This is a genomic window from Bacteroidota bacterium, assembly GCA_030706745.1.
Lineage (GTDB): Bacteria > Bacteroidota > Ignavibacteria > Palsa-1295 > Palsa-1295 > PALSA-1295.
Genome location: JAUZNX010000011.1, coordinates 71,883 through 84,773, shown reverse-complemented (window position 1 = coordinate 84,773; position 12,891 = coordinate 71,883). Strand labels below are relative to the sequence as shown.

11 protein-coding genes and 1 tRNA gene are annotated in these 12,891 nt (G+C 53.1%); 6 read left to right on the top strand and 6 right to left on the bottom strand.

Annotation, left to right across the window (positions count from 1 at the left end; all coding sequences use genetic code 11):
- The first annotated feature begins 43 nt into the window (after window positions 1-43).
- Window positions 44-1,579 (top strand): hypothetical protein, encoded by a 1,536-nt coding sequence (locus Q8902_12330; protein MDP4200341.1) that lies wholly within the window; start codon window positions 44-46, stop codon window positions 1,577-1,579.
- Window positions 1,580-1,609: 30 nt separating this feature from the next.
- On the opposite strand, the gene pyk is transcribed toward Q8902_12330, so the two are convergent.
- The 3 genes from pyk to Q8902_12315 all read right to left on the bottom strand — a co-directional run bounded on the left by pyk (window position 1,610) and on the right by Q8902_12315 (window position 3,629).
- Window positions 1,610-3,052 (bottom strand): pyruvate kinase, encoded by a 1,443-nt coding sequence (pyk, locus tag Q8902_12325; GenBank protein MDP4200340.1) that lies wholly within the window; start codon window positions 3,050-3,052, stop codon window positions 1,610-1,612.
- Window positions 3,053-3,137: 85 nt separating this feature from the next.
- A tRNA-Val gene (locus Q8902_12320) sits at window positions 3,138-3,211 on the bottom strand.
- 112 nt (window positions 3,212-3,323) lie between these two features.
- Entirely contained in the window at window positions 3,324-3,629 is a 306-nt protein-coding gene (locus tag Q8902_12315) for a hypothetical protein (GenBank protein ID MDP4200339.1), read from the bottom strand.
- Window positions 3,630-3,700: 71 nt separating this feature from the next.
- Here Q8902_12315 and Q8902_12310 point away from each other — a divergent pair, with 71 nt between their 5' ends.
- Window positions 3,701-6,046: a hypothetical protein gene (locus Q8902_12310; protein ID MDP4200338.1), complete on the top strand. Its 2,346-nt coding sequence runs from the start codon at window positions 3,701-3,703 to the stop codon at window positions 6,044-6,046.
- Here Q8902_12310 and Q8902_12305 read toward each other — a convergent pair.
- The gene (locus Q8902_12305) at window positions 6,000-6,620 is read right to left on the bottom strand and encodes a YigZ family protein (protein ID MDP4200337.1); all 621 of its coding nucleotides are present in this window, start codon (window positions 6,618-6,620) and stop codon (window positions 6,000-6,002) included. The genes Q8902_12310 and Q8902_12305 overlap by 47 nt on opposite strands.
- Before the next feature lie 65 nt (window positions 6,621-6,685).
- On the opposite strand from Q8902_12305, the gene bshA reads away from it, so the two are divergent.
- The 4 genes from bshA (at window position 6,686) to Q8902_12285 (ending at window position 10,681) form a co-directional block, all read left to right on the top strand.
- Window positions 6,686-7,834 carry an N-acetyl-alpha-D-glucosaminyl L-malate synthase BshA gene (gene bshA, locus Q8902_12300; protein ID MDP4200336.1) on the top strand — a complete coding sequence of 383 codons (1,149 nt, stop codon included), beginning with the start codon at window positions 6,686-6,688 and terminating at the stop codon, window positions 7,832-7,834.
- 135 nt (window positions 7,835-7,969) lie between these two features.
- Entirely contained in the window at window positions 7,970-8,917 is a 948-nt protein-coding gene (locus tag Q8902_12295; protein MDP4200335.1) for a hypothetical protein, read from the top strand.
- A gap of 15 nt (window positions 8,918-8,932) precedes the next feature.
- Entirely contained in the window at window positions 8,933-9,889 is a 957-nt protein-coding gene (gene hemC, locus Q8902_12290) for a hydroxymethylbilane synthase (protein MDP4200334.1), read from the top strand.
- Between the two features lie 3 nt (window positions 9,890-9,892).
- Window positions 9,893-10,681, top strand: a complete 789-nt coding sequence (locus tag Q8902_12285) for a uroporphyrinogen-III synthase (protein ID MDP4200333.1) — start codon at window positions 9,893-9,895, stop codon at window positions 10,679-10,681.
- 19 nt (window positions 10,682-10,700) lie between these two features.
- Here the strand turns inward: Q8902_12285 and Q8902_12280 are convergent, their stop codons facing one another.
- Together Q8902_12280 and Q8902_12275 are read right to left on the bottom strand one after the other, a co-directional pair.
- On the bottom strand, window positions 10,701-11,924 hold the full coding sequence (locus tag Q8902_12280; GenBank protein ID MDP4200332.1) for an amidohydrolase family protein: 1,224 nt from the start codon (window positions 11,922-11,924) through the stop codon (window positions 10,701-10,703).
- Between the two features lie 126 nt (window positions 11,925-12,050).
- Window positions 12,051-12,797 carry a YebC/PmpR family DNA-binding transcriptional regulator gene (locus Q8902_12275; GenBank protein ID MDP4200331.1) on the bottom strand — a complete coding sequence of 249 codons (747 nt, stop codon included), beginning with the start codon at window positions 12,795-12,797 and terminating at the stop codon, window positions 12,051-12,053.
- Window positions 12,798-12,891: the final 94 nt, after the last annotated feature.

Genomic DNA, 12,891 nt, shown 5'->3' with positions numbered 1-12,891 from the left:
GGAGCGCCTATAGGGTGCCCGTGGTTATCATGCAAAGTTAAGCATGGATCAGCCCGAAGAAACAAAAAAAGGTGCGACCCTCCCTTTGTGGGCAGGAGTTTGCGCCTTGCTCCTCACCCTGATCCCACCGTGGATTATCGGGACTGATTCGAGCGCTCTCACTTTGCAGAGCATAGAACACTGGATGCAAGGATCGCCGGATCGATTCGAGGTCTTACGTATTCACTGGCTGTGGTTGCCGCGTCTCATCGCGTATGTGACCGGTGATGCGTTTGCGGCGCTTGTGATATTCCGGGCGATTATCTTCGGTCTCACGATCTTTCTCTTTGCGCGAGTTGTCGAGAGACTCAACAACGGAAATCGCACCTCGACAATTATTGCCGCAGCAATGCTGTCGTTGAATATAGTCGTACTGTACTTCGCACATACATTTGCCCCGCAATTGCTGACTCTGTTCGTTGCTGTGTGGTTGCTTTATCTATTCGCCAGTGATAAGACACGCAATCACCGGCTAGCGGCGCTGATCTTTGGACTGAGCCTCTCGATAGGCTTCTGGCCCTTTGTGCTGTTGCTTGCGGTAGTCACGATCGGATTGAATCTACATCACACAACGTACACGCCCCGATCTCGGAAAACGTATCAACTTGTCGGACTGGTTTTGATCGGAGCAATATCATACTTACTTCAAGAAATATTCTACCACGGTGCGACGCATGTTTGGGATATGATTTTGCCCACGTTCTATAAACCGCACGAAATCAGCCTGATTGCGCAAGGGATCATCATCGGGTTATTTTCTGTCAATGTACTGCTATTGCTTCCCTTTGTTAAAAAGTCTGGATTAGGTGTTGGTCTGGCACGCGAGGTCCAGCCTGCTTTTGTTATCCTAGCCGCGTTTTTGTTGCTGAATACTTTTTCGCGCGAGGATATGCTCCATGATGCGATGGTGCTCGCGCCATGTGTCATACTTGTTGCGCTGGACAGAGGAAGAATACAGGTGACAGGTCCCATCTATCTTGTGACCAATCTTGGACTATTCTTTCTACTTCCTGCATTCTTGCCTGACCCTCAAATTGCCATGCCAAGCCAACGCCGGAACGAGAGCTCGAGCGGTGTCTCGCTACATTACTACGCCAGCAATGATCTATTCAGCTTCGGAAAGGTGCGAGGGCAAGCCAATGGTGAAAATGAAGTAAAAGAATTGATCACAACCATTCGATTGGATTCGACCCTTGTTCTCATTACGCCAGGAACCGACTACTGGTTCGATGCCGCGACGCTTGGCGCGATGTATCCAAATGCCAAGTTCGGCTGGTTCTATGGTAGCCCGATCAACATGGTGCGAGTCAACGGGTTGATCGATACGGCCTTCATTCGCGCTCCATCCGATCGGCCCTATCTCGCCGGACTATTCGAGAAAAAGTACGCACGAATGTTTATCGATAGCACGCTTCCACCAAGTGTGAGCATCCATGAGTCGGAGCGATTTCAGCTTATTGATACCCGAGCAAATCCGGATGGGAGAAAGGCCCTTATCGACCAATTGATCGTGCTCCAGTATCAGAGTCTCCATCATTAGGATGTGAAGGCAAACTGGCGATTGCTTCGACTATCCGAGTAAATGGACCTTCACGATGTTCGTATGGCTGACCTGGAAAATCGGATGGCCTGCAGTAAGAACGACCCATCCAGTCGTCCCGATAAGTCCACGTGCCTGCGCATCGCTGATCATTCGGTCGAGCGTCTCATCGAACGTCCCGACCTGTTCGAGTTTCATCGGGATCACACCGTGATAGAATGCCATGCGTCGCAATGCTGAATCATCGGTGGACATGCCAATCACCATTTTCGAGTATCGGTATTTGGCCACATATCGGGCGCTACGTCCAGAGAGCGTTGCAGAGATGATGGCCTGCGCGTTTACCTCCTCGGCCAGCACACATGCCGCGCGAGCCACGGAATCGGTTGCATATTCGACTTCGTCCTGCGGCAGCACAAAATCTCGCTCGACGCGTACATAACCACTCCGCTCCGCAGCTAGAATAATTTCTCGCATGGTTGCTACGGATTCGACCGGGTAGGAACCAGCACCGGTTTCAGCGGAGAGCATCACGCAATCCGAACCATCGAACACCGCATTGGCTACATCACTGGCCTCGGCACGCGTTGGTCGCGGATGAGCAATCATGGATTCGAGCATCTGCGTAGCAGTAATCACAGGCACGCCCCGGGCATTGGCAAGATCGACGAGGCGCTTCTGTATCGGTGGGACACGTTCCAGGGGCATTTCTACGCCGAGATCACCGCGTGCCACCATGATCATGTCCGTCTCCGCGAGAATATCCTTGATATTCTCGACAGCTTCTGGCTTTTCGATTTTGGCGATTAACGGCGTTGAAGTATCGCCAAATTCGTCTTTCAGGAATTGGCGCAGTTCGCGAATGTCTTCAGCCTTTCGAACGAAGCTAAGGGCCAGCGCATCGACGCCAATCTTTTGAATCGCGAACCGGACGATTTCTTTATCATGGTCGGTCAGCGTGGGAATTCGAAGGATCGTTGAAGGAAAATTGATGCCTTTATGACTCTTCAGGATTCCACCGGTCTTAACGGTGCAGAGAATTTCCGTATCAGAAACGATGGAATGCACGACGAGTTCGATCGAACCATCATCGAGCAAGACCTGATGTCCAGGCCGTACATCGACACCAAGAAATTGATAGGATGTCGTTATCCGCTCAGGCGTCGTGTGTACTTCAGGATCATACGCCAGCCGGACATCGGTGCCAGCAATGAGAAGCACCCCATTGGGATCGGCAACATCGCCGGTTCGGATTTTTGGGCCAGGTAGATCCGCAAAAATCGCGATATGCCGGCCAAGCCGGTCGCTGACAGTACGGACTTTCGTGGCGACATCGAGATGAATTTCCGGAGTTCCATGCGAGAAGTTCAGCCGGGCAATATCCATCCCAGCCATGACAAGTCTCTCGATGATTTCTTCGGTCGCGCTCGAAGGACCTAACGTCGCGATTATCTTAGTCTTTGCCTGAAGCATGAGGAAGTGCTGTGCTGAGTGCTAAGTCCTGAGAGATGGCGATTTCCATACTCAGCACTGAGTATTCGAACTTAGCACCAAAAAGTGGGCAATACGGGATTCGAACCTGTGACCTCTTCCATGTCAAGGAAGCGCGCTAACCAACTGCGCCAATTGCCCCACGTGAGGAACGCCTAACCGGTAAGGTATCCGGGGCCGTTCCCAACATTCGAGTCGGACTTCCAGTGTGCTGCTTTCAGAGCATGGCTCTCCAACAGCTTACTGGTTGCCGCTACGAGAGCCGGCGCAAGGTCATGACGGCCTGTCGGGCTTCGGCGAAATCCGTCGCGATGCGCCGGATCAGCTGACTTGTTTCGTCGTCCAGACTGTCTTCGAGGGCATCATAGGCGGCGGTGGAGTCGCATTCATAAAGCTCGACATACATGCCGGGTGTGTCCTCGGCCTGATAAACCGAGAACCGGACGGATTGCTGGGAGCCGTTGATGCGGCTCTCAAGATCCCGAATGATGCCATCGAATTCTCTTCGTTTGGCCCCGGGCACCGAGTATGTGATGGTGACGAGTGTGTTCGCTGCCATTCTTCCGATATTAACGCTAAAAAAATGAGGTTGCTATTCTGAACTGCAAAGTTACGGTACTTTATTGGGCTTTGCAACAAAACCGACTGAAATTGCTCTATTTTCGTACCGTGATTAACAAGACCTTTTTGACTGGCTTCTGGCCATACCTCGTTCTCGTGGGGGCGATTTCGATGTGTGAGATCGCGATTTCGAGCCCGCTTTTTGCAACCCTTGGCTTCGAATATTCCACGCTCACGGCGCTTGCGCTCAGCTTTGTGTGCGGCATGCAAGCCAGTTTGAATGCGCAATCCTGGCGTAGAAACTTGGTCCGCACTCTTTGGCTTTGGTCAATCCCACTCGTGATTTCTTTCGCATCTCTCTTATGGTTTCGGAATTGCGCACTGTGGGATGGTGTCGTCTTTTATCTTGAAATAGCGTTGCCGAGTGCGCTTCTTGGTTGTGGGTTCGGTGCAGCGTTCTCGATGCTATTTCGAAAGAGACGAACGAGCTTTCTCATTTTTTTCGGCTTCTGGATTGTCACACTGATCCTCTCACTTCTGCCGGGCTATACGAATCCACAGCTTTTCACGTATGGCTGGCAGTATGGATACTTCCCGGGTTTCGTGTGGGATGAAGCGCTGGAGCTAACGAATGCGTATCTCCTGTTTCGATTAGAGAATCTGCTGTGGTTCATGCTCATTCTTTCCCTACCGCTAGCGATTCGCTCAAGGCGATCACTCCTTTTGCGTAATGGAATTCCGCTTGCGCTTTTTGTTACTGCATTCGGTCTGTTCACGCAAAATGATGCATTCCGTATTACGTCCTCCCACTTAAGCGTACAACAGAGACTTCCGAACATACTTCAGGTCGGCAGTAATTGTCAAATCCATTATGACTCTGCGAGTATGACTGTCGATGAATCTCGCGAGATTATCGACGAATTGCGGTGGTACCTGTTTGATGTCCGTCGCCGATTTGAGTTGCATGATACAATCAGCCCAACCAACATTTACATCTATCCTTCGGCGGAGGCACTCTTTTCCTCGATCGGCACTCGCGCCGCCTCGATTGCGAAGCCTTGGCTCGGCGAGGTGCATATCATGAAAAGCAATCTCCACTCGCTAAAGCACGAGTTGACGCACGTCCTCATGCGGGAGAAGGCAGATTGGCCGTTCTACGCAAGTTGGTCCACGGGACTGACAGAGGGTGCGGCAATGTCCGTCGAGCCGGAGTTCGATGGACTTTATACGCTGGATGAACACGCGGCGCGGATTCTTCAACTGCATTATGCCCCTGGTGTAAAATCCGTGATGGCATTTACCGGCTTTGCAGCAAATGCTTCGACCAAAAGCTATGTCCTCGCAGGCTCGTTTTCGCGGTATCTGCTCCGCACGTACGGCGCCAAGCACTTCGATCGAGTTTACTTGTGGCTCAATTTCGAGAAAGAGTATGGCAAATCGCTCGATTCATTGGAAGCAGAATGGAAGCGGTCATTGGCGCCACTTATGACCTCTTTGAATCCGGAGGACTCTGCCCATTTTCAATACTATTACGAGCGAGCATCGATCATATTCAATCCTTGCCTACGGCGCATCGGAAAACTCTCTCGCAGGGCGCGTGGCGCATTCGTGCAGAGTCATTACGCAGATGCCGAAAGACTGTATCATAGCGCCAAAGTAGAAGGCGGTGGAATGGAGTCACTCATTGGTGAATGCTATTCCATTCTCATGCAGGGTGATGCCAGCCGCGCGCTCACGTTATTGGATACGACTCGGTTCTCAGCGATCAACAAACAACGCGCAGTACTGTACCTGGAAAAAGGAGATCTAAGTGCAATGCTCAACAATGGACAGTCTGAATCGAATTACGATAGCGCCCAAAGAGTAAAGCTCAATACAACGCAATTTCTATCCGGGTATTTGCGTGCTGTTCTGGATACATCAGACATTGCGCCGATCTTTCATCGATATCTCTATTCGCTTTACCATAGTCGGTCCATGGCTGACTCGTCGCGCATGCCTATGCTTGATTCCATGGCATCGACACATCATCAAACCGAATACGTCGATCGAGTCACGTTTGCGATTCGGGTGCTACAGAGTCTAATCCTTCAGGAATCCGGTAAGCTTTCGAGGGCCGCGCAACTAAATCCTTTTCAAGGGGATGAACTTCAGCGAAGGGCGTCCGAAAACAGCTTTTTCCCTGACAAGAATATTTTGAGCAAAAGCGATTCGCTGGCGATTTCACAGGTGTATCTGCATCTTGCAGAGTTGCCGAATGCAGATCGGCTTACCCTCAGCAATTTGCTGCAGGCCGAGAACTATTGCCCGAGTCAATATTCACGCGCAATGCACGAAATTTCCGATGAGATCGACGGTCGCTGGCACTTTACGTATGGAATTCCGCCGCCACGCGGCCATGAAACGTATCCTTGACAGCATGACGGAACTCGGTGATTTTGGATCGCCGAATCGCGACGATCAGCGACACACTTTCGAGATATGTTGATTCCTGAATGACACCTTCGAACGCTTTGATCAGCCGCTCCATCGCGGGCAAATCCTCATAGAGCACTTGAAGGGCAACATTGCTCGTGAGATAAACCCGAATGATATGCGCCATCGAGACCGCTTGTTGCGCCGACTCGGCGTATGCTCGTGCGAGACCACCCGTGCCAAGTTTTGTGCCACCGAAGTAGCGCGTCACGACAAGAAGAACATTGGTCAGTTTTTGCGAGGTAAGAACAAGCAGGATCGGCTTGCCGGCAGTACCATTGGGCTCGCCATCATCCGCGGCACGGACCAGCTTGGCATCAGCCCCCAGACGATATGCAAAGCAATGATGTGTGGCATCGTGAAATTCCTTTCGAATGCTTGCCAACGCAGCATCAATCTCCTCCTTGGAGCCCATCGGCAGAAGGTCCGCGATGAAGCGCGAGCCTCTGACCTTCAGCTCGGGCGCGCGCAATGGCGCGGCAATGGTGTAATAAAAATCCTCCTCGTTCGTCATCTGTGTCACTACGCAACAGTTCGAAGCGGGACGAAGTGCGGACGCTCTCTGTTTTCCCAAACTGCATGAATATCGGAATCACTTGTTATCCTACCTACGGCGGCTCAGGTGTCGTCGCAACCGAACTGGGGAAATCGCTTGCCAGCCGTGGGCATCGTGTCCACTTTATCACCTACGCACTCCCGATGCGACTCACTGGCATCGGCCATACCGAGTCTGAATACATCGACAACATCTTTTACCATGAGGTCGAGATGTCCACCTATCCGCTTTTTGAGTTTCCGCTCTACTCGATGGCCCTCACGAGTAAGATGGTGGAAGTCGCGCGGTTCGAAAAACTCGACCTCATCCATGCGCACTATGCGATTCCACACGCTACGAGTGCCGTGCTCGCCAAACAGATCCTGCGAGATCGTGACATCAAAATCGTCACCACGCTTCACGGGACGGACATAACGCTGGTCGGTCTCGAACCGAGTTTCGAGCCGCTGATGAAGTTTTCGATCGAATCCTCCGACGGCGTGACAGCCGTTTCGCGCTACTTGCGCGATGAGACAATCGGTAATTATGGGGTCGGCAAGGAGATCGAAGTCATTCCAAACTTCATCGATACCGAAGTATTTCGACCGGTTGACGCCAAAAACCTTCGACGATTGCTTGCTCCGAATGGGGAAAAACTGTTGATCCATATCTCGAACTTTCGCGAAGTCAAACGGGTCAAAGATGCCATCCGCGCGCTCAAAATCATTCTGGAGTCCGGCGTCAAAGCCAAATTTCTGCTTGTCGGCGATGGTCCGGACCGTGGCGAATGTCAAGCACTCGCGCGCGATCTTGGAATCTGGCAGCAGACTCGCTTTCTTGGAAAGCAGAGTGAATTAGCTTCGATCCTCTCCGCAAGCGATGTCTTCCTGATCCCATCCGGCAACGAAAGCTTTGGACTTTCTGCGCTCGAAGCCATGGCCTGTGGAGTCCCGGTCGTCTCCAGCGATGTCGGCGGTTTGCCAGAGCTTAATATTGATGGCGAAACCGGTTTCGTCGTAGGAATGGGTGATGTCAATGGGATTGCCGATCGAACAATTCAAATGCTTCGCGATCCAGACCTTCATGCCAGTCTCTCGCGCGGCGCACTTCACCGTGCTGTTACAGTATTTTCGAAAGAAAGCATCGTCCCGATGTACGAAGCAGCTTATGAACGTGCTCTCTCCGGCACATAAACGCGTCCCAAAGACAAGCAATTGTCATTCTTCTGCAAGTATTCTTTGAAAGTCACTTGACTTTTGACTTTATATTATGTATTATGTAAGGTTACATCACGCTGGACAAAGGATTGCGAGAGGAGCGGTAAGATTATGGCGATCGCGATACATGTTGCCGATGGGAATGCTGTTATGGGTGGTATCCACGCCGCTTCTGGTGGCGCTCTATTCGAACACGGTGCTGAAATAGAACTTCCCGCGCATCGGCCGAGGGTCATTACGACCAGACCGCATGTCCCGATCAGTGATCAGGAACTACGCGCACGCGTGCAATGGGATCACCGCACCAGCCCCCATTTCGCACTCACATACGATCGAGTTGCTTTTGCCGATCGGTCAGCTTCGATTCTCGATACGCTTGAGACGGCTTACAACCAAATTTTCCATTTTACACACGAATCGTTTACCGATCGCTTTCACGTTTATGCAATCGATCAGCGCGCGGCAACACTTCTTGGTTGTACTGTAGAGCCGCACTTCAACCTGGATGAGCGAGCGATTTATTTGGTCGAGACCAGTCGCCACCGCGCCGAAAATGATATCGGGCGAAACGTGACACATGCGATGCGGATCGCCCGCGTGGCGCGTCACTACCATGACACGCCGGGTTGGGCGGCTCTCGAGGAAGGGTTTGGCATCTTCCTGAGCGAGCGATTGGCGATTACCAAGGAATGCTTTCCACTGTTCGGTGCGCACCCGGATGTCATTGCCCACCATCTTACCCTCACACATGGTGTCTCCCTCGGTCGATTCTGGCCCAGTGCCCCAGAGCGTCTTGCCGCCGATCAGTTGGCGCTGCTCGGTGCATTCTTTCTCTACCTGGGTGACACATTCAGCGACGATCGCGTTGTGGCGTTCTCAAAAAGCGAAGATCCCATTACGCCCGAAACGTTTCGATCCTGTTTTGGCGAAACGCTGGACGAACTGGAATTCGCATGGGTCCAACGATTGCCCGTATCCTTGGTGGCACTCACGCAGTCCGAAAAGGATGCGATGCTACAGAAGTGGGAACAGGCGATTGAAGGACAATGGCATTCATAATCAACCTCTACACACTTGATTATCGGCTCTCGAGGCAGCGATTTAGCGCTGTGGCAAGCGAACCATGTTCGTGACCTTCTGCTCGCTCGGTATCCCGGGCTCAAGATCGACATTGAAATCATCCATACGATGGGTGATAAGATCCTGGATTCATCGCTTTCCCAGATTGGCGGTAAAGGAGTCTTTACCAAGGAGATTGAAACCGCGCTGCTCGATCGAAGTATCGACATCGCTGTCCATAGCCTGAAGGATCTGCCGACTGCCATCGCGGAGGATCTCACCATCGCGGCGATTCCAGAACGTGCTCCGGTCGAAGATGCCTTCCTCGCCAAGGACCCGAACACGCGCCTCATGGATTTACCCGATGGAGCGAGAATTGCCACTGGAAGCCTTCGACGCAAAGCGCAACTCCTTTCGAAGCGGCCCGATTTTCAGATCATCGATATTCGCGGCAATGTTCCAACTCGTATTCGCAAGATGCTCGATTCCAATTGGGACGGTATGATCCTTGCGAGTGCCGGACTTCACCGCCTCGGACTCACCGAGCACATGGTCCATGCGATCTCCGTCGAATGGGTCTTACCGGCAGTGGGTCAGGGTGCGCTTGGCATTCAATGTCGCGCAGATGACCCGAAAACGATCGGCCTTCTCGCGGCGCTCGATCACGCTGCGACACGCTACGCCGTTACCGCCGAACGCGCACTACTATCAGAGATGGGCGGAGGGTGTCAGGTGCCGATTGGCGCCTTCGGCAGAGTTATCGGCGACACACTCGAACTGACTGCCTGCGTGGCCGCCCTTACTGGTGAGTCCGTGATCCGTGGCTCGCAATCTGGTCCCGTGACGGATGCCGCGCACATCGGTGCAGAGCTTGCGAGCATATTGCTCGGACAAGGTGGGCGCCAAATCCTGGACGAAGTGTTTCGTCTCGAGGCCAGGGAAACCCCGGTCAGCCCGCACCCCGAAGCGTAGGCAATGTCGAGCGTCCTATTAACGCGTCCTCAGCTTCGCTCCTCTGGCGAGGATGTCATTCATACGACGCTAAAGGGCGCCGGAGTGATCGTCCTCGAAATCCCGATGATCCGGTTCGAGTTGCCCCGCGAGACCGATGATCTCGATGCGGTGCTCGTGCGTGCATCGCACGGTGCTTATCATGCAATCGTACTATCGAGTCCGACTGCTGTCTATTTCTTCAATGAACGAGTGCGCGAACTTGGATTGCTCGATGCCATTCGCATCACGGCCCGATTTGGCGCCGTGGGGCGAGCAACCTCCGATGCGCTCGAATTGCTCGGCTTCGAAATCTCGCTACCGATTCCAATACATGCAGGTAGCCATCAATTGGCTGCAATGCTATCGGCGCGCGATCTAACCGGTAAGCCGATTTTGCTCCTGCAATCGCAGATTGGACTTGAAATCCTCGAGCACTCGCTCCGCGAACTTGGGGCTCAACCCGAACGTCAAACACTCTACTATACGAAAGGCCCATCACTCGGCGATGCGGCACGATTGCTCCACTTGCTCGAAGGTCCGTCGCGTCCGGACGTCATCGCCTTCTTCTCGCCATCGGCCGTTTCATATTTTGTCACGGCGCTCGCCGAAATGGGGGCCGAACATATCCGCAAGCTACCGGCCCTTGCCACCATCGGAGAGACGACGGCGAAAGCCGTCGAAGAAACCCTTCGCCGCCGACCCGAAATCGTTGCGCGTAAAGCCAATCAGCAAAGCCTGGCGGAGGACATCCTTGACTATCTGGCTCAGTAGCCGTGCCAAAAGGGCACGACTACCGCATACCTGTCGAATGGCGTTGCTCTGCGCACTTAGCAAGATACGCTGTTCGGTCCAGCATGTGCCCTCGCTTCCATACTCCGACGATACTCCGCGTGTCCGTTATGGTTGTAGTTGGATCGCCATTGACGAGCAACAGATCCGCACGAAAGCCAGTATGAATGTGACCGCGATCGCCAAGATGGAAGGCATCCGCAACAAATCCGGTGGCGGCCGCTAATGCGTGAACAGGAGTCATTCCTGCTTTTGCCAACAGCTCCATCTCGCGGTGCATGCTTACACCAAAGGCAGTCCCGGGATTCGGCGCGTCCGTGCCGGCTAAGACGTGAACGTGTGCAAGCTGCAAGGACTTGGTCGATCGCTCGGCGTCCGAATAATTAATCGCGGCGCCACCGCCGGGAAATGGTCTCGCAAGGTTGTTCGCGCTCGTTTGCGGCAGATAGGCCCTGATATTCGAGTCGAATGCAAGCTCTGCGTTGCTGCCGCCAGATTGCCAGAAGAGCGATGCCAGACTCGGGACGACAAAGACATTGTGCGCTCGGGCCAGCCGCATGACAGATGAATCCAATGCGGCGGGGTCGCAGATTAAGCCATCGATTCCCGCTTGAATACACTCTCGCGCATCACAAGTAAGGTGCGCAACGACAAGTCGTCCGCGCTTATGGGTCGCCTCTACAATTGCGAGAAGATTCCGTTTTAAGGCGCCAGTTGTTCCACAAACATCGTCGATATTGATATAGTCGGATCCATGTGCAAGACGCAGATCGACTGTATCCGACATCGTAGCCGGAGGAACGGGGCGAGCGTTGTTAGACAGATTGTTCGTATTGATCGACTGCCCGGCCCAAAAAATGTCGGCACGCGAGAGACCATCCTGCGGGATCGCACGATCCGAATCGCCTCCCATGTCGAGTACAGTCGTCACGCCGGCCATGATCGCATCTTCCAGCGCATTCCCACCGACATGCGCGTGCGCATCGATGAGTCCCGGCAGCAGTGTCTTGCCCATGCCATCGATCGTGTCCGTGCCAATCGGCACATCAAAGCCATGCCCCATTTTCGTGATCTTCTCGCCTTCGATGAGGACGTTTGTCTGCGGCAGCACATTGAGGCCATCGAAAACTCGGACGTCTTTGAAGAGTGTGGCATGCTGGCAAAATGTAATGGCAGGCGAGAGAACGACCCAAAAACAAACACTGAGTATTTTGTAGACCATCATCCTCGATAGAGTGTCATTGCGAGAAGCGACGCAGTAATCCCTTTCACGAAGTCAAACCGGACGGGATTGCTTCGTCGTGCTTCGCACTCCTCGCAATGACTAGTGTGAAAATATTCGTAATTGCCTTTATGCTTCGGCCAGTGCCGATTCATCGATGTCCGCATTCGAGAACACGTTCTGCACGTCGTCGTTGTCTTCGAGTGCTTCCATGAGGCTTACGAGTTTGGTTGCGTCCGCCCCGGAGATCGGCACGAGGTTCTCCGCAATCATGCTGACTTTTGCTTCCTCGATCGAGATATTCGCATTGACCAACGCATCGCGAACTTTGCCGAAATCAGAGGGCGCGGTACGGATCTCGAAGAAATCCGGATCGTCTGTTTTCAGATCTTCGGCACCGGCATCAAGCGCAAGTTCGAGCAGTTTGTCCTCGCTGGCAGCAGTCCGTGGCACCGTAATCGTACCTGCCTTGGTGAACATCCAACTGACAGAGCCAGATTCTCCGAGATTGCCGCCAAACTTGCTGAGGACGTGGCGGATCTCGCCAATCGTACGGTTTTTGTTGTCGGTCGCAGTCTCCACAATAATTGCGACACCCGCCGGACCATAGACCTCGTAGGCTCCTTCGACGAGCGCCGCGCCGCCTTCACCACCCGCGCCGCGCGCAATCGCCCGCTTGATATTATCAGCTGGCATGGAGTTCTTTCGTGCCTGCTCGATCGCGAATCGCAGACGCGGATTTCCCGTCGGATCGCCGCCGCCTTCACGCGCCGCAATCATAATCTCCCGGATAAACCGCGTGAAAAGTCGTCCACGATTGCGGTCGGTGATTGCTTTCTTCCGCTTAATCTGCGACCATTTGCTGTGTCCACTCATAGTAGAATGCTGTAATGCTAAGGTGCTTAAAGTACTCTTGAACCAATTTGTGTTCCGCGCTGCAATGTGCGTTCGCGACCAAGTGCGACGAAAT

Bases quoted from the DNA above. Each gene is read 5' to 3' on its own strand.
- Q8902_12330 (MDP4200341.1), top strand. From the start codon at position 44: ATGGATCAGCCCGAAGAAACAAAAAAAGGTGCGACCCTCCCTTTGTGG.
- pyk (MDP4200340.1), bottom strand. From the start codon at position 3,052: ATGCTTCAGGCAAAGACTAAGATAATCGCGACGTTAGGTCCTTCGAGC.
- Q8902_12315 (MDP4200339.1), bottom strand. From the start codon at position 3,629: ATGGCAGCGAACACACTCGTCACCATCACATACTCGGTGCCCGGGGCC.
- Q8902_12305 (MDP4200337.1), bottom strand. From the start codon at position 6,620: ATGACGAACGAGGAGGATTTTTATTACACCATTGCCGCGCCATTGCGC.
- bshA (MDP4200336.1), top strand. From the start codon at position 6,686: ATGAATATCGGAATCACTTGTTATCCTACCTACGGCGGCTCAGGTGTC.
- Q8902_12295 (MDP4200335.1), top strand. From the start codon at position 7,970: ATGGCGATCGCGATACATGTTGCCGATGGGAATGCTGTTATGGGTGGT.
- Q8902_12285 (MDP4200333.1), top strand. From the start codon at position 9,893: ATGTCGAGCGTCCTATTAACGCGTCCTCAGCTTCGCTCCTCTGGCGAG.
- Q8902_12280 (MDP4200332.1), bottom strand. From the start codon at position 11,924: ATGATGGTCTACAAAATACTCAGTGTTTGTTTTTGGGTCGTTCTCTCG.
- Q8902_12275 (MDP4200331.1), bottom strand. From the start codon at position 12,797: ATGAGTGGACACAGCAAATGGTCGCAGATTAAGCGGAAGAAAGCAATC.